The sequence below is a fragment of the Vogesella sp. LIG4 genome, from assembly GCF_900090205.1.
In the GTDB taxonomy this organism is placed as follows: Bacteria; Pseudomonadota; Gammaproteobacteria; order Burkholderiales; family Chromobacteriaceae; genus Vogesella.
This window is the reverse complement of record NZ_LT607802.1, coordinates 623,444-640,293: the sequence shown is the minus strand read 5'-3', so window position 1 is coordinate 640,293 and position 16,850 is coordinate 623,444. Positions and strand designations below refer to the sequence as shown.

At 54.9% G+C, this 16,850-nt stretch carries 10 protein-coding genes; all 10 read left to right on the top strand.

The window, feature by feature from the left end:
• Positions 1-307 precede the first annotated feature (307 nt).
• The 10 genes from PSELUDRAFT_RS02940 to PSELUDRAFT_RS02890 all read left to right on the top strand — a co-directional run bounded on the left by PSELUDRAFT_RS02940 (position 308) and on the right by PSELUDRAFT_RS02890 (position 16,846).
• Positions 308-1,873, top strand: coding sequence for a recombinase family protein (locus PSELUDRAFT_RS02940; protein WP_088965428.1), 1,566 nt, complete (start codon positions 308-310; stop codon positions 1,871-1,873).
• On the top strand, positions 1,870-2,781 hold the full coding sequence (locus PSELUDRAFT_RS02935; protein ID WP_088965427.1) for a ParB/RepB/Spo0J family partition protein: 912 nt from the start codon (positions 1,870-1,872) through the stop codon (positions 2,779-2,781). The genes PSELUDRAFT_RS02940 and PSELUDRAFT_RS02935 overlap by 4 nt, the downstream gene beginning before the upstream one ends.
• A complete protein-coding gene (locus tag PSELUDRAFT_RS02930) occupies positions 2,778-3,656 on the top strand; it encodes a plasmid partitioning protein RepB C-terminal domain-containing protein (RefSeq protein ID WP_088965426.1) in 879 nt (292 codons plus the stop codon). The genes PSELUDRAFT_RS02935 and PSELUDRAFT_RS02930 overlap by 4 nt, the downstream gene beginning before the upstream one ends.
• A gap of 318 nt (positions 3,657-3,974) precedes the next feature.
• Positions 3,975-4,925: a YafY family protein gene (locus PSELUDRAFT_RS02925; RefSeq protein ID WP_088965425.1), complete on the top strand. Its 951-nt coding sequence runs from the start codon at positions 3,975-3,977 to the stop codon at positions 4,923-4,925.
• Between the two features lie 9 nt (positions 4,926-4,934).
• A complete protein-coding gene (locus tag PSELUDRAFT_RS02920; protein ID WP_088965424.1) occupies positions 4,935-5,438 on the top strand; it encodes a BrxE family protein in 504 nt (167 codons plus the stop codon).
• Positions 5,435-6,220 carry a DUF1819 family protein gene (locus PSELUDRAFT_RS02915; RefSeq protein ID WP_088965423.1) on the top strand — a complete coding sequence of 262 codons (786 nt, stop codon included), beginning with the start codon at positions 5,435-5,437 and terminating at the stop codon, positions 6,218-6,220. Before PSELUDRAFT_RS02920 ends, PSELUDRAFT_RS02915 begins: the two co-directional genes overlap by 4 nt.
• A complete protein-coding gene (locus tag PSELUDRAFT_RS02910; RefSeq protein WP_013692224.1) occupies positions 6,201-6,773 on the top strand; it encodes a BREX protein BrxB domain-containing protein in 573 nt (190 codons plus the stop codon). The genes PSELUDRAFT_RS02915 and PSELUDRAFT_RS02910 overlap by 20 nt, the downstream gene beginning before the upstream one ends.
• 15 nt (positions 6,774-6,788) lie before the next feature.
• The gene (gene brxC, locus PSELUDRAFT_RS02905; protein WP_088965422.1) at positions 6,789-10,436 is read left to right on the top strand and encodes a BREX system P-loop protein BrxC; all 3,648 of its coding nucleotides are present in this window, start codon (positions 6,789-6,791) and stop codon (positions 10,434-10,436) included.
• Complete coding sequence (gene pglX / locus PSELUDRAFT_RS19210; RefSeq protein ID WP_157725005.1) at positions 10,437-14,327, top strand: BREX-1 system adenine-specific DNA-methyltransferase PglX; 3,891 nt, start codon at positions 10,437-10,439, stop codon at positions 14,325-14,327.
• On the top strand, positions 14,324-16,846 hold the full coding sequence (locus PSELUDRAFT_RS02890) for a PglZ domain-containing protein (protein WP_088965421.1): 2,523 nt from the start codon (positions 14,324-14,326) through the stop codon (positions 16,844-16,846). Before pglX ends, PSELUDRAFT_RS02890 begins: the two co-directional genes overlap by 4 nt.
• Positions 16,847-16,850: the final 4 nt, after the last annotated feature.

The window sequence follows — 16,850 nt, the reverse complement described above, 5'->3', positions numbered from 1 at the left end:
GTTGCCTGGCCTTTACCAAATCTCGCTTATACCGGGGACGGTTGCCGATCCGGATGGGCGAGTGCTTGTTGAAATCACTCCCATGTGTATCGGTTGTTTGTGCAAAAAGGACGCTTGCAAAGATAGGACGTGATGGTCACTCGACTAGCCGTTGGGTAAGTTCAATTTTAAGTGGGCTTTCGATCATCCTGGATGGCAACAAATTAATCCACGTTTGCCCTGACCGGCATCACGTCAGGCGTAGCAAGGTTAATCAGGGGAAAGGCGGACCCGAGAGCAATTGCCTACAACATGAGAGATCAGGTCTATGCAAGTAGAACAATTCTCATTGGAAGGGGCTGGTCAGGCACCGGCATATCGAGCAGCACAGTATGTGCGCATGTCCACCGAGCATCAGCAATACTCGACGGAAAACCAAGCAGACAAGATCAACGAGTACGCAGCCCGACGCAACATCGAGATCGTTCGCACTTATGCCGACGAGGGTAAGAGTGGCCTGCGCATTGATGGACGTCAGGCCCTGCAGCAGTTGCTCAAGGATGTCGAGGCAGGCACGGCAGATTTCGAGATCATCTTGGTCTACGACGTCAGCCGCTGGGGGCGGTTTCAGGATGCCGATGAAAGCGCCTATTACGAATACATCTGCCGCCGTGCTGGAATCCAGGTCGCTTACTGTGCCGAGCAGTTCGAGAACGACGGCTCGCCCGTTTCCACCATCGTCAAGGGCGTCAAGCGTGCGATGGCTGGAGAATACAGCCGGGAGTTGTCGGCGAAGGTCTTTGCCGGGCAGTGCCGCCTGATCGAGTTGGGCTTTCGGCAAGGTGGGCCTGCTGGCTATGGTTTGCGACGTGTACTGATCGATCAGGCTGGCACGCTCAAAGGTGAACTGGCTCGTGGTGAACACAAGAGCCTGCAAACCGACCGTGTCATCCTGCAGCCGGGGCCGGATGATGAGGTCGCCACCGTCAACCAGATATACCGCTGGTTCGTCACCGGCAACCTGGCTGAGTTGGAGATTGCCGAACGGCTCAACAAGCAAAATATCCGCACAGATCTTGGGCGGGCCTGGACGCGGGCGACCATTCGCGAGGTGTTGTCCAACGAAAAATACATCGGCAACAACGTTTACAACAGGCGCTCCTTCAAACTCAAGAAGCATCGGGTGGTCAACAGCCCAGAAATGTGGATCAAGAAGGAAGGCGCCTTCGAAGGGATCGTGGCGCCGGAGCTCTTCTACACCGCACAAGGCATCCTGCGCGCACGGTCACACCGTTACAGCGACGAGGAGCTCATCGAAAAGCTGCGAAACCTGTACCAGCGCCACGGCTATCTATCGGGCCTGATCATCGACGAGGCTGAAGGGATGCCCTCGTCGGCGGCCTACGCGCATCGTTTCGGCAGCCTGATCCGCGCGTACAAGACTGTCGGCTTCACTCCGGATCGAGACTACCAGTATCTGGAGGTGAATCAGTTTCTACGTCGACTGCATCCGGAAATCGTCGGGCAGACCGAACGAATGATCTCCGAAGTCGGAGGCATGGTCGAACGTGATCCGGCAAACGATCTCCTCACCGTCAACCATGAGTTCACCGTCTCGCTGGTGTTGGCACGTTGCCAATTACTCGACAACGGACGACGCCGTTGGAAAGTGCGCTTCGACACCAGCCTTGCGCCCGACATCACGGTGGCAGTGCGTCTGGACGACGGCAATCAGACTGCGCTGGATTACTACCTCTTGCCTCGACTGGACTTCGGCCAACCCCGCATTCATCTGGCAGACCACAATGGCATCGAGTTCGAGTGTTACCGCTTCGACAGCCTGGACTACCTGTACGGTATGGCCCGGCGCATTCGCATACGGAGGACCGCATGAGTCAGGGAAAAGAACATAGGCATGCGGAGTTGCGGATGATCCCGTTGAACCGGATCGAGGTTCTCAATCCGCGCGAACGCAACAACCGTGTTTTTGAGCAGATCGTTGGCAACATCCAGAGCATCGGTCTGAAAAAACCCATCATTGTGACGCCGCGTCCAGGCAGTGCAGGTGAGTATTACCTGCTTATCTGTGGTGAGGGGCGTTTCAGGGCTTTCAAGACGCTTGGCCACCAGGAAATTCCGGCGATGGTGGTGAACGTCGACGATGAGTCGGCTTTCATCATGAGCCTGACGGAAAACATTGCACGGCGCAAATTCAGTCCTCTGGAGCTGCTGGTTGGTATCGAGCAACTGAGGGATCAGGGCTACGACAAGAAGGACATCGCCCTGAAGACGGGCCTGAGCCCGGAGTATGTCCACGCTATCCTGTACCTGCTCCAGAATGGTGAAGAGCGCCTGTTAATTGCGGTTGGCAGTGGACGCATCCCGCTCAATGCGGCGATCACCATTGCTGGCGCGGGCTCGGATGATAGGGCGATCCAGGCTGCCCTGCAGGAGGCCTATGAATCCGGCAAGTTGCGCGGCAGTCAACTGATCCAGGCACGGCGGGTCATCGAGCGTCGCCGCACACAAGGTAGGGCTGTCGGCGGCAAAATGCCATCACGCAAACCTAATGCGGACGTAACCACATCGAGCCTTGTGCGCAACTACCAGCGTGAAGTCGAGCGGCAGAAGCTGCTTGTCAGAAAGGCTGAAACTGCTCAACGCAATCTGCTGTTCATCGTTGGTGCGCTGCGACAGTTGCTTACAGACGAAAATTTCACCAACCTGCTGCGTGCTGAGGGGCTGGATACGCTGCCGCAGTATTTGGCAGATAGGGTCTGGTCACGAGGAGGCGGAACATGAGCCAAGCTGCGTTGGGCTTTGTTCTGGAACCATTGATTCTCTCACTCTCGGTGGTTTTGCCATCGCGCAAAATACCGGACGGGCTGTTTGCCTCCCGGAAATTTAAACAGATCACCGCATCTATTGAAGCGGTCGGCTTGATCGAACCCTTGTCGGTGGGAAAGGCTGATCGCGAGGGGCAGCACATCCTGCTGGATGGCCACACGCGACTGGTGGCGTTGAAACAATTGGGCTTCGATAAGGCTCCATGCCTCGTGGCCAAGGATGATGAAAGCTACACCTACAACAATCGGATCAATCGTCTCTCCAGTATTCAGGAACACCTGATGATCCGCCGTGCCGTCGAGCGTGGCGTTTCTCCTGAAAAGCTCGCGAAGGCTTTGGACGTGGACATCAGCCACATCATCAAAAAACTGAACCTACTCGATGGTATTTGTCCGGAGGCGGCGGAGCTGCTGCGTGACCAAACCTTCTCGGCCAACCTTGGTGCGGTATTGCGCAAGCTCAAACCAACACGGCAGGTCGAATGCGTCGAACTGATGGTCAGTGCCAACAACATCACTGTGGCCTACGCACAGGCTTTGGTCGCAGCGACCCCCGGCAACCTGCTAGTCGGTGAGACCAAGCCCAAGAAAATGACCGGCGTCAGCGCCGATCAGATGGCCAAGATGGAACGGGAAATGGGGAATCTCCAAGAGCAGTTCAAGCTGGCCGAGCAGACTTATGGCCAGGACATTCTCAACCTAGTGTTGGCCAAGGGTTATCTCGCCAAGCTCATGGCCAACGAAGCCATTTTGCGCTATTTGACGAGGCGCTGCCCCGATGTATTGGGCGAGTTTGACGGTATCGTTCGCATAGTGGCGTTGGACAAGTAGGCGGCTTGAAATAAGGTGTAGTCAGAGAGACTTTTCTCCTGGATAGTCGTGCCAGCATTGCCAAGTTAGTAGAGCTGAAGTGCACCAAGCAGAGCTGATACAGCGTTGCAACTGAGGCGGTGTATCGGTGACATTACTTGACGCCAAGACAGGTGAATCTGGCGGTGAATTGCTGGCAATCGTTGATCACCAATGTGTGGTTGTGGGCTGCTTGGATTACGCTATGCACACAGTGCATCGGTATATTGTAATCAAAAAGATGATGTTATTTGTTGTCTGTGGCATCATGCGCATGTATTGAAACTTGCTGTGTGACCCATGCCCCAATCGCCTGACGAGCTGTACCGGCTCACCTATAACCAGCGCCAACGCCTGAGCTTTCTGGAGTTCTGTCTGTACTTTCTGGGTGAGGTGCGCCGAGCCGACATGATGGCTCGGTTTGACTGCGCGCCGGCAGTGGTCACCCGCGATATCGCACTGTACCGCCAGTTGGCACCGGCCAATCTGGAACTAGACCCTTCCAGCAAGGCTTACCAGATCCTCCCAGGGTTTGTGCCGCTGTTCGAGCACCGGCTGGAGCAGGTCATGGCCGCACTGATGCAGGGTGAGCCCTACAGCATCGAAACCCTCGGCTGTCCCTTGCTACCGGGTGATTCCCCCGCCTTGCTCAACCGCCCGGCGATGCCGATCCTTGCCGCCGTTAGTCGTGCCATTCACCAGCAGCGCTGTCTGCGGGTGCACTACCATAGCACCAGCAGTGGTGAACTGGAGCGTGTGATCGCCCCACATGCATTAGTTGATAGTGGCCTCCGCTTACATGTACGCGCATACGACAGATTGCGAGGAGACTTCAGGGACTTTGTAATAACTCGTATTAAATCATTCTCACTGCTTAATGACAGGCCAGAAAAGCATGAAGCCCCTGCTGAAGATGTTCAATGGAACAAAGTGCTAGCACTCGAGCTAGTTGCACATCCATGTCAGGGACAGACTGAAATTGTTCAGATGGATTACCAGATGCAAGGGGATCGCTTAACGCTGTCTGTTCGTGCGGCTCTTGCCGGGTACATTCTTCAGCGCTGGAATGTCGACGTTTCAGCGAATCACTCAATGCGCGGGCATCAATTTAGGCTGTGGCTTAAAAATTACTCTGTGCTTGAAGGCACAGAAAGTGCGCAGTTGGCGCCTGGCTACGGATCTATAGGCATGAGTGATGTTACATCCATTGGAGCCAAGCCCAATTCCAATGTAGACAATCTTGAGATTTAGGACAATTGGATGAATTCTGCTGCAAAAACAATTGCTGAACTTAGAGTGCTAGTAGGCTACCTGGGAGAGAAAAGCCAAGCCAATTGGTGGGGCAGCGAGTTCTTTAGCGCCACAGCCACTGCTTTTTTGGCACCGATATTCAATCGCTCTTTGTTCCTGGCCCAATACCAAGGGGCAACGGCAGCGGCGGCAAAGGTCCATGACGAAGCCATTGGTGTTGGTCGTATCTACCATCTCTTCCGCTTGCCCATCGGACTTGAGCAAGCATCGGCCGATGCGCTTAACGACGCCGCGTTTGTTCAAACAGTGCAAGCCAGATTGGCGAATCGTGATTTGGCGCTGGCGCGCCTGGCTGAACTGGCGGGAAAAGCGGAATTCAAATCGCCGGGTCCCGTTTCGATGGGGCAGATGAGTCAAGACTTCAAAGCCGAACTACAACGTGCCGCGGGCTTTTATTGTGCCGCCTTCACCTCCGGAATTCAGACGTTCCCCTACGTTCGGGAGGTTGAGTGAGTCAGCAGCGCTACTACACCACTCAGCTACAAGCCGGGCTGGGTCTCCTAGAAGAAACAAGGCAACTGCTCCAGGTTTATCAGCCTGGTATGAGTGCGTCACAGCTCTATGAGGCGGCGCTGGCTTCGGGTCGCTTCCCTTTGGTAACGGCAAGACGCCTACGTAATATTGTTGCCGAGTGCTTTGCCCCACGCTTCATGCGCGACCCGCAGGTTGCCGCGCGCCTCAAGTCCCTGGTTGATCGTTTCACGACCGCCGAGCTCAATCAGCTGCTCTTTATCTATACGACGCGCGCCAATCTTGTGTTGGCAGACTTTGTCCGAGAGGTTTACTGGGCTCGCTATGCAGCCGGGCGAAATGACCTTCAACTGGAAGACGCACGCATTTTCGTTGCCAACAGCGTGCGCGAAGGAAAAACGCAAAAGCCATGGTCTGAGACCACGATCAAGCGCATCTCATCGTATTTGATGGGATGCTGCGCCGACTATGGATTGCTCACCACCACAGGCCGCAACCAGCGCTCGATTTCGGTGTATCGCATCTTGCCAAAGGTCGCCGCCTACTTGGCCTACGACTTGAAGTTCAGTGGTCTAGGCGACAACCAAATTGTTTCAAGCTCCGACTGGGATCTCTTCGGGCTGGAACGTTCCGACGTCCGAGACCAACTGAAACGTTTGTCATTACAAGGCCTGCTCATATTCCAGGCCGCCTCCGATGTCGTGCATATCGGGTGGACCTATAAAAGCATGGAGGAACTGATCGATGTCATCGCTCAAAGCTGATTTCAATGAGTTGATGGAGCGAATCAAGCAGGGGCGCGAGTTTGGCCATGCCAGCTTCGAGCCTATTTTCTACTTGGTTTTCCCGCCGAATCAGATCCTCAATGTGAAACGCGAAACACCCGCGTGGATGCACCGCTTGCGCAACGAAGGCTGGGAAGTCGAAACCTTTTCGATCGCCGAGCATGTTGCAGACATTATCGAGAAAGCACCGCTTCGCAAGATCTGGCTCGCAGCCGATCAGAAAGCGCCGCTGGCTTGGGACAAGACCAATGCGTCGCTCGCCAATGCCATCAGTAATGGCGCGTTGCAGGCACGCATCGAAGCCAAGCTGGCTGAGCTTGAAGGCAAGCCGAAGGCCATTTTGCTGGTCACCGATCTTGAGGCGCTGCATCCCTACACACGTATCGGTGTGATCGAAGGCAAGTTGCAAGGCAAATTCCATGTGCCCACGGTGTTCTTCTACCCTGGCGTGCGCACCGGCAAGACCCGACTCAAATTCCTGGGGTTCTACCCCGACGATGGTAACTACCGCTCTGTCCACGTCGGCGGCTAATCATTGAGGCAAAACATGACGATCAAAAAACTCTTCGACCCCGGCAAGAATATCAATCGCAGCATTGAAAAGGTCATCACCTATGGCGTGTCACAAGAAGCGCGCCTGAAATCGGAAATCTCCGAATATGTGGTCACCGACAGCATCGATCAGCAGTTCGAGAATCTCCTGCTCAAGATGGAAGCCGCCATGGATATTGGTGGTGAAAATGAAGTCGGTGTCTGGGTGTCAGGCTTCTATGGCTCCGGTAAGAGCTCGTTCACCAAGTATCTGGGCTTGGCATTTGACGATCGCATCACCATTGACGGCGTCCCATTCATCCAGCACCTTCAAGATCGTCTCAAGCGCCAGCAAACCAAATCATTGCTGTCGAACGTAGCCAAGCGCTTTCCAGCTGCAGTGCTGATGTTGGACCTGGCCAGCGAACAGGTCGCCGGTGCGACTATGGAAGAGGTGTCGACGGTCCTGTTCTACAAGGTTCTGCAATGGGCGGGCTACTCGCGCAATCTAAAGGTTGCTGCGCTGGAACGTAGGCTTAAGAAGGAAGGCCGCTACAACGAATTCCTGGACGCATTCAAAGAAGCTGCGGGCGGTGAAGACTGGAACAACTACCGCAATGACGAGTTGGTGGTAGACAGCCTCATCCCTGAGATTGCACATAAGCTGTACCCAACGCTTTTCAAGACGCCCACCTCGTTCACCACCGAATCCAGTGAGATCGTCGTTTTCGAAAACGACCGTGTGCGTGAAATGCTGGAGATTGCCCGCGAGGCATCGGGCAAGGAATACATCATCTTCATCATCGATGAAGTGGGTCAGTACGTTGGCCCACGGCCCAACCTGATTCTTAACCTCGATGGTCTGGCCAAGAACCTGAAAAACATCGGTGACGGCAAGGTCTGGATCGTTGGTACGGCGCAGCAAACGCTTACCGCTGATGACGCGAAGGCCGCCCTCAACTCGCCGGAGCTCTTCAAGCTCAATGACCGCTTTCCGATTCAAATTGCTCTTGAATCCAACGACATCAAGGAAATTTGCTACACGCGGCTGTTGGGCAAGTCGTCAGCAGCGGAAGCCGAATTGGGCGGGTTGTTTGACCAGTATGGCCAGCAGCTGCGTCAGAACACCAAGCTTGTCGACGCGCGCGTCTATGGCGTCGATTTCGATCGCAAGACCTTTGTCGATCTCTACCCGTTCCTGCCTGCGCACTTCGACATCCTGCTGCACTTGCTCGGTGCACTGGCGAAGTCCACGGGTGGCATCGGCCTGCGCTCGGCGATCAAGGTGGTGCAAGACATTCTGATTGACGGCTCTGAAGGCAAGCCCGCTGTGGCAGAGCAAGCCGTTGGATGGCTGGCGACCACGGTCACGCTGTTTGATGCACTGGACAAAGACATTAAACGCGCCTTCGCCTCGTTGCACGTATCGGTGGAGAAAGCCACCAAGATCCGCTTCTCGCATTCCGAGCTGCATCAAAACATTGCCAAGACAGTCGCTGTTCTGCAAATTCTGGGAAACCTGCCCATCACGCGGCAAAACGTCACCAGCCTGATGCATGTCAGCATCGCCGGGGCTTCTCAAGCGGATGCCGTGTCCAAGGCGGTCGAAGACCTGATTAACGACCCCATCGTTCCCTTTGGCGAACAAGACGGCAACCTTTGCTTCTTCAGCGAAAAGCTCAACGACATTGAGCAGGAGCGCAGCCAAGTCGCACTGCGCGGCGTTGAGCTGCGTCGCATCGTTAACGAAGTATTAACCAGTGTCTACGCGCCATTGCCTGCGACACAATTGCACGGCTCCTACGCCGTATCTACCGGACTCAAGGCACAATCGGCAGGCAACGTGCCCGCATCGTTGGCGGGTGAGCGCAACCAGATCCAAACCATTGTGGAGCTGGTCGACCCCAAAGAAATCGACAACGCACGTACTCGCCTCACTGACGAGTCGCGTCACAACTCGTCCAAGTTCAACATCTACCTGGTGGGCCGCACCACGCCGGAAATGGATGAACTGACGGCCGACATCTACCGCTGCCGAGAAATCGCCAACCGCTACCGCAGCGATCCAGACCAAGAAATCCGCGAATACTGCAACGGCCAGGCCGACCGAGCTGAACACCTTTGCACCAAACTGCGGGCGCAGATTCAGCGCAGCCTGTTGCAAGGCTCGTTCATCTTCCGGGGCCAGGTTGTTGCGGTCGATACGCTGGCGACCGAATTGCTGGATGCAGCACGCAAGCACCTGAGCGAAGTCGCTGAACAAGTTTTCGATCGCTACGCAGAAGCCCCAGTGCGCGCCGGAACCGAACTTGCTGAGAAATTCCTTCGGGTCGGCAATTTGTCGGGCATCACCAGCGTGCTCGATCCGCTGAACCTTGTACAAACCCAAAGTGGACGGCACAGCATTCGCACCGACCATCTGGCCATGGTGAGCATCCGTGACTACATTGACCGCAACGGCACTGTAGATGGCAAACGCCTCACCGACGTCTTTGCCGATGCGCCCTTTGGTTGGTCAGCAGACACTCTGCGCTACCTGGTGGCGGCCATGCTGCTGGCTGGTGAGATCAAGCTCAAGGTGGCGGGACGCGAAGTCACCGTCAACGGCCAGCAAGCTATCGACGCCATCAAGACCAACAACACCTTCAAGAGCATCGGTATTTCGTTGCGTGGTGGAGATCGTCCGTCCAACGATGTATTGGCACGCGCTGCAACTCGGTTGACCGAACTCACTGGCGATACCGTTGTTCCGCTAGAAGACGACATTAGCAAGGTCACCACCAAGCTCTTTCCACAACTGCAGCACCAATACGGCCCGCTCACGGAAAAGCTGCGCGGCCTGAACCTGCCAGGTGTAGACCGTCTGCAAAATCTCACGCACGAAATTAACGACGTGTTGCTCACTGATGCTTCCGATGCGCCGCGCCGCTTGGGCAACGAGCAATCCGAGCTCTTCGAAAGTCTCAAATGGGCTGCCGAAATCAAACTCAAGTTGGAGCAAGGCCTGGAGCAAACGCTGCGCGATCTGCGCCAGCACTGCACGGCCATTGCCAACCTGCCGAACGTGGCCTTGCTGGCCACGCTGAAAGACGAGTTGGCCGAGGCGCTTAGCCTTATCGAGGAACGCCTGCAGCAGGCCGACTTCTATCGCTTTGCGGCCGACTTCAGCACCAGCCTCACCACCATTCGCGCCCGCATTCGCGATACGGTGATTGCGATGCAAGACCTGCTCAAAACACGCATCAAAGAGGCCGAGGTTGACCTCAAGCGCGTGCCGGAATGGATCAAGCTCACCCAGCAAGAGCAGACCGAGCTACTGGGCAACCTTGAGCGCCTGATTGTGGAGGTGGCCCCCGACCTGGCGGGCCTCACCACCATGCTCAACAAAGACTACGAGCTGCAGTCGCAGGTGCAATCGCTCAAACACCGCATTGAGCGCTTGGGGCAGCAGCGCATCAAGGAAGAGCTGGAACGCGCTCAGGCTGAAGTGCCGCCCGGTGAGACACCCGAGATCAAGCAGCCCGTCGCGCGCAGCATCAAAGCGCGCACCAAGATCACCTCGATGGACGACTTGGATGCGCTGATCACGCAACTGCAACAACTGCGTGGCGAACTGAAATATGCCCACGCTTTTGCCGTCAACCTCGAACTGCAGGACGAATAAATGGCTTTCGATCAATCCACACGGGGCCGCCTGCAAAAGCTGGTTAACAGTTGTCGCGGCCTGCTGTCCGATGAATTCAGCATCCAGCTTCAGCAGACCTATGGCCTAGACCCCAAGACCGGTGAAGTCACGCCCATGGCCCGACTCACTCATCTGGATGATCGGCAACGCCACACGGCTGAAGTGCTGCGCCAAACCCTGGCGCACTATCTAGGCGCAGATGCCGACGACACCGATCATCGCATCGCGGTGCTCGACCGTATGGTGCGCGAGCAAGCTTTTACCGTGCTCAATCGTTTGGCTGCACTGTTGATGATGGAAGCACGTGGACAACTGATCGAGTCGGTCAGCAAAGGCTATCAATCGCGTGGCTACCAGCTGTACAGCAAGATCGCTGGTACTGCCCTGGGTGAAACCGGCCAGGCGTACCAGGTGTATCTGTTCAGCGTGTTTGATGAGCTGGCACAAGAGCTGTCCGCTCTGTTTGATCGCTATGCCGCCAATGGCTTGCTGTTCCCACGCGAGACCGCCCTACGTGCGCTGCTGGACGAGCTCAACCACTTTGAGATTGAACCGCTTTGGGCTGCGGACGAAACCATCGGTTGGATCTACCAATATTTCAATTCCAAAGAAGAGCGCAAAGCCATGCGTGATGCCAGCCAGGCTCCACGCAATAGTCGCGAGCTGGCCGTGCGCAACCAGTTCTTCACGCCACGCTACGTGGTGGAGTTTTTGGTCGATAACACACTGGGGCGTCTCTGGTTTAACGCCACTGCCGGGCAAACGGATCTACGCGACCGCTGCCAATACTTGCTGGTCAAGCCCGATGAGCAACCACAGTCAGCCGTCAAACTGCGCGACCCGCGCACCCTGAAGCTGCTGGACCCGGCCTGTGGTTCCATGCACTTTGGTCTGTACTCCTTCGATCTGTTTCTGGAGATTTACCGCGAAGCCTGGGCATGGGAGCAGCAGAACGGTCCAGGTTCTTTGGATGGGTCTACGCATCCCCAGTCGGGCTTTAAACCGCTCAGTCAGACCTATTCTAACTACGACGCATTCCTCCTCGATGTACCTCGACTTGTCATCGAACACAACATCTATGGCGTTGATATCGACCCGCGCGCTGCACAGATCGCCACGCTGGCGCTGTGGTTGCGTGCGCAGCGTGCCTGGCACGACACAAACGTAAAGGCCAAAGAGCGTCCGCGTATTGGTCAAGGCCATGTGGTGGCCGCAGTCGCCCCACCCGCCGAGCGCGAACTGCGCTTGCAGTTTGCTGCCCAGCTTGATCAACACGATGCTGAGTTGTTCGAGAAAACACTGCAAATGCTGAAACACTTGCCCGAGTTGGGGGTGTTACTTCAGGTGGAAAAGGAGTTGCGGTCCCTTATCCGTCAAGTTTATGTAGGTAAGGACACAGGCTTGTTTGCCGACCAGGAGCAAGAGAACTGGCAAGGGGCCGAAATACGTCTGCGTAAGGCACTTTCTAACTTTTCGCACGCCACTAAAGCAACCTACCAAGGGCGACTCTTTGCGCAAGATGCATTGGATGGATTGCGCCTAATTGATTTATCACGTGAAAAATTTGACGTGCTAGTCATGAATCCACCTTTTGGGGAGCCTGCAAGATCAACCAAGTCATATCTTGAAGAAAGTTTGCCTAGGTCTAAGGGGAACATTCTCGCAAATTTCATTGAGAGAGCTACCGAAATTGTTAGGCCTGGCGGGCGCATCGGAGCAATTGTCAGCAGAACATGTTTCTTTCTACAGAGCTTTTCAGAGTTCCGCACATCGGTGCTCGCAAACGAACTTTCACTCGAAAGCTTTGCCGATCTGGGACAGGGAGTGCTTGACGCGATGGTAGAAACCGCTGCGGTTACCTGGGAGAGAGGTGGGAGCCACACAAATGACGCTATCTTTTTCAGAGAGCTCAATAGAACCAATAAAAACGACGGCCTGCTTGATTCAATAGAACTTGTAAAAAAAGGAATTCCAGGAGTCAATTATTTCAAAAGGCAAGCATCGCAGTTCCTCGCATTCAATGATGCACCATATGTCTATTGGATTGATGATTCGATAGCCAGGAAAATTGCCGCTCATCCAACAGTCGATCCACTGGCGAGCTCAATAAGAGTTGGCCTACAAACAGGGGACGATTTTCGTTTTTTACGACTATGGTGGGAAGTAAAGTCAAAGGATATCGTCGTTCCAGATAAGTCGAGCGAACTGGATGAGGTACGTCAGCAGTGTTTGACGCTTTGCATTCCTACGAAGTGGGCATGGTATTCAAAGACTGAAGCGGCTTCTCCAATGCTTTCGTCAATTCACATGTGTGTGAACTGGCTAAATGATGGAAGCGAAATAAAGGCTTTCCACGTGGGCAAGGGAGACTCACCGTCTAAGTATGTTCGTTCCGAAGCGTTCTATTTTCTTCCTGCCTTTAGCTACATGTTGCGGTCAAGTCGACTTGTTCCGTACCTAGTCCCGTCAGGAGTTATTCCGACAGCAGGCAGAAGCCAGGTCTATCCAAAGCAGGGAGAAGAAACTTGGTTGGCCGCGCTTTTGTCATCCAACTTTGCAACGGCAGTCGCTCGATTTCGAGGAGAGGCGTTTTGGCAGCCAAAATTCCAAAATTCCATGGTTTCCGCAATTCCCTATGTCAAGCCTGGGGCTAGTGACATTGTAAATGCCGATAGCGTCATTGCTTCAGTGCGAGAAAAAATGGCGGAGCGGTTTAAGCGTGATGAGACGGAAATTTTGTTTGTCATGCCGTCGCTCGGTGGCACAACCGAAGTACTGCAGCCAATCAATCGGGAAACGCTTATTGGCGCAGAGCTTGATCAGCGAATAGCTAGTTTATTTGGTTTGACTCCATCTGAATTCAAAGTACTGCAGCGAGATCACAATGAGGCATTGGTTCGAGTCACTGGCGAAATCGGTGCGGATGACCCAGATGAGGATGAGGATGACCCAGAAGAAAGCGTTGCGGACCTTGATGATGATAGTTCTCGCTTGTCGTGGGCAGTCGGGGTGTCTTTCGGGCGATTCGATTGGCGCTTTTGCACTGGGGAGAGGGAGCTTCAATCTGAGCCTGCCCCGTTTGATCCCTTGCCAGCTAAAAGTCAAGGCATGTTGCCTGATGGTGCCTCACCATTCCACGAAAATACCGGCATACTAGTAGACGATCTTGGCCATTCGCATGATTTGCCGCGTCTGCTTGAGTCGGTATTGGATCGAGTTGGTGTGACTTTGTCGGGCGATGTACGTCGTTGGTTGCAGAAGGATTTTTTTGCCTTCCATCTGCAGGGCTATTCAAAGAGCCGCCGCAAAGCGCCTATCTACTGGCCGCTATCCACTGGCTCCGGTAGCTACACACTCTGGGTCTATTACCCATCATTGAATAATCAGACGCTGTTTACAGCAGTCAATGATTTCCTCGACGGCCCCAACGGGAAACTGACGCAAGTCAGCCGTGAGTGCGCGGAGTTGCGTGCTAAAGGCAGCGGTCGCTCTCGAGATGAGGAAAAACAGTACGAAACGTTGCAAACCTTCGAACAAGAGCTGACTGACCTGCGCGATACCTTGCTCAAGATCGCACCAACCTACCAGCCCAACCACGACGACGGGGTGCAAATCAGCGCCGCACCCCTGTGGCCGCTATTCCGCCACAAGCCCTGGCAAAAGGTATTGAAAGATACCTGGGCCAAACTGGAAAAAGGCGACTATGACTGGGCGCACCTGGCCATGACCTACTGGCCAGAGCGCGTGCGGGAGAAATGCAAGACCGATAAATCCCTGGCCATCGCGCATGGGGTTGAAGATCTGTACGTGGAGCCGGAGGCGGCACCTAAGAAAACGCGCGGGAAAAAGAAAGCAGGAGCAAACGAGTGAGCATTGCTGAATTTATCCAGAACAAGATCCTCCGCCCCCGTTTACAAAAGATGGGCAGTCTGGTGGTGTACGACCCTGCCGGGCATTACCAGGATGTCTGCAACAGCTTGGCTGACGAAAAGCTGCTGGTTGTGGATGCATCGAAGAGCAGCATTGAGAGTCGGGTTGCTGCAATGCAGGGGCTTAAGGCCGTGATCGAACAGCAACTTGATGGCTTGTTGGTCTATATACCAACCAATCCGCCAGAAAGCGATGAAGAACGGCAATCTGATCCATTCGCGTCTATTGCCGCCGCCGGGGCAATTTTCCCCGAAGGGGATGGTGACAGCTTTGAGAGCTTGTGCCTAAAGGCGAAGCCAGATCACACAACGGCCATACGGGCCATCTTTGAGCAGGATGCTTCACCTAGTTTTGCAGTGGTGGATGCAATTGGCGGCGGCTTGGGCTGGCCCAACTTGCGTGCGTTACTGGCAGTCGAGTCTGCCCGGGACATTCTGTTTGCGCTGCTTGTGCCAAGCGATGCGCAGCAAGCGGCTTTGAAAAACAGCGATAGCTGGGTGACAGAGGCGCGTGATTTGCTCCGCAACAGCATGGGCTTGTCATTGAAGACCCGGGGTAAAACATGGGACTCGGTTGCCAATGAGCTGTGGCGCTTTGTCTTGTTCAGCGAGTTTGTGTTTGATCTGCCGGGTGCATTGCCGACCAGTTTGGCCGATGTGCCTCGTGCTGAGGCAGTGGCCAAGCCCTTGGTTGAAGACTTGTGCGATCGCCTTCGGAATGACCGCCGCACGCAGAGTATCTATATCGACCGAGCCGAAGAGATTCAGAAGGATCTCAATCTGGCTAGCCTTTTTGGCGGGTGGTCTGACTTGGGTGATCGCGACACCTTCCCATTTGAGGAACGCACGTTTTTGAGCCGGGCGATCGAAGGCATCTTGCGTGATGACATCGACCGTGTGCGGAGCATCTCAGAGCGTCATCAGCAATCGGTGTGGACAGGCAAAGGCGAGAGCCGCGCCCAGTGGGATTTGATTCGATCGGCCACAGAACTGCTGCAAACCTGCGATGACATGGAGCGGCAACTCTCAGACAACGCACGCAATCTTGATGTGCTGCTGGCCTTTTACGTGAGCAGCCTGCGTGAAGCTGATCGCTTGCATCGCGAGTTCGAACAGGCCGTTAGCGATTACGACTGGCAAGACGCGCAAGGTGTCATGACGCCGGTCAAGCAGCAGGTGCGTAAGCAGTACGGCAAGCTGGTCGAGAAGGTGCAGTTGATCTTTACTCGCCATGTGGAACAAAGCGGATGGCCGCTGGCTGGCCAGCTATCGAATGCTGATGTGTTCGACCGCATCGTCGCGCCCAAGCTGCAAAAGAACGGCCACAAGGTTGCGTACTTCATGATCGATGCGCTTCGCTATGAATTGGGCGTGGCGCTAGAACGGCAGCTGACGGAAGACGGACAGGTTGAAGTGCAAGCTGCCATGGCGCAGCTACCAAGCATCACTCCAGTAGGCATGGCCAGCTTGTTGCCCGGGGCTGGCCAGCAGCTTCGCATCAAGAATGACGCACAGAGCCTGGTGCCAATGCTGGGTGAGCAGGTGGTGGATACGGTTGCGCAGCGCATGGATGTGTTTCGGAAGAAGTACGGCCAACGCTTTGAAGAGGGGCGTCTGGAAGACTTCGTTCGCGGGCGTTTCGATTTCTCGCCTGAAACCGATTTGTTGGTGCTGCGTGCGGTGGAAATTGATAGCCACTTTGAGAACCATCCCGACACCGCCCCCGCAGAGATTACCAATGCACTCAAACGCATTCGCGTCGCAATCCAGAAGCTGAAAGAGCGTGGCTTTCACGAGGTGGTGATCGCGACCGATCACGGCTTTTTCATGAACACCCACGCGGGTGCGGGCGATGTCTGCAGCAAACCCGCTGGCAACTGGATTGGCATTCATGACCGATGCGCGCTGGGCGATGGTGCTGGCGACGGCAATCACCTGGTCGTTTCAGCAGAGAAGATGGGCATTCGCGGTGACTTTGCCAAGTTCGCTGCGCCCCAGTCGCTGGCGGCCTATCGCAGTGGCTTGCTCTATTACCACGGCGGCATTTCTTTGCAGGAATGCGTAGTGCCGGTGATAACGATGCAGTTGAAAGCTTCCAATCAACCGACATTGCATAAAGCATCTGTGGCGATGATCTACAAGAACGGTGCCAAGGCCATCACCACACGTATGCCGGTGATTGACCTTGCGGTTGAGACGGCAGACATGTTCTCAACTGAAAACGAGTTCGAGATTTTGCTGGAGGCACACGACAGCAAGGGCGAAGTTGTGGGCGAAGCGAAGGCCGGAGGAGTGGTGAATCCGGCAACGGGGACTTTGTCTTTGAAGCCAGGTGACAAGGTTCAAGTCACGATCAAGATGCAAATGGATTTCGAGGGGAAATTCAAGATAAAGGCTTTGCATCCAACGACTTATACGGTGTACTGCCAACTTGACCTGGTAACCGATTATGCGGTGTAAAAAC

Bases quoted from the DNA above. Each gene is read 5' to 3' on its own strand.
- PSELUDRAFT_RS02940 (WP_088965428.1), top strand. From the start codon at position 308: ATGCAAGTAGAACAATTCTCATTGGAAGGGGCTGGTCAGGCACCGGCA.
- PSELUDRAFT_RS02935 (WP_088965427.1), top strand. From the start codon at position 1,870: ATGAGTCAGGGAAAAGAACATAGGCATGCGGAGTTGCGGATGATCCCG.
- PSELUDRAFT_RS02930 (WP_088965426.1), top strand. From the start codon at position 2,778: ATGAGCCAAGCTGCGTTGGGCTTTGTTCTGGAACCATTGATTCTCTCA.
- PSELUDRAFT_RS02925 (WP_088965425.1), top strand. From the start codon at position 3,975: ATGCCCCAATCGCCTGACGAGCTGTACCGGCTCACCTATAACCAGCGC.
- PSELUDRAFT_RS02920 (WP_088965424.1), top strand. From the start codon at position 4,935: ATGAATTCTGCTGCAAAAACAATTGCTGAACTTAGAGTGCTAGTAGGC.
- PSELUDRAFT_RS02910 (WP_013692224.1), top strand. From the start codon at position 6,201: ATGTCATCGCTCAAAGCTGATTTCAATGAGTTGATGGAGCGAATCAAG.
- brxC (WP_088965422.1), top strand. From the start codon at position 6,789: ATGACGATCAAAAAACTCTTCGACCCCGGCAAGAATATCAATCGCAGC.
- pglX (WP_157725005.1), top strand. From the start codon at position 10,437: ATGGCTTTCGATCAATCCACACGGGGCCGCCTGCAAAAGCTGGTTAAC.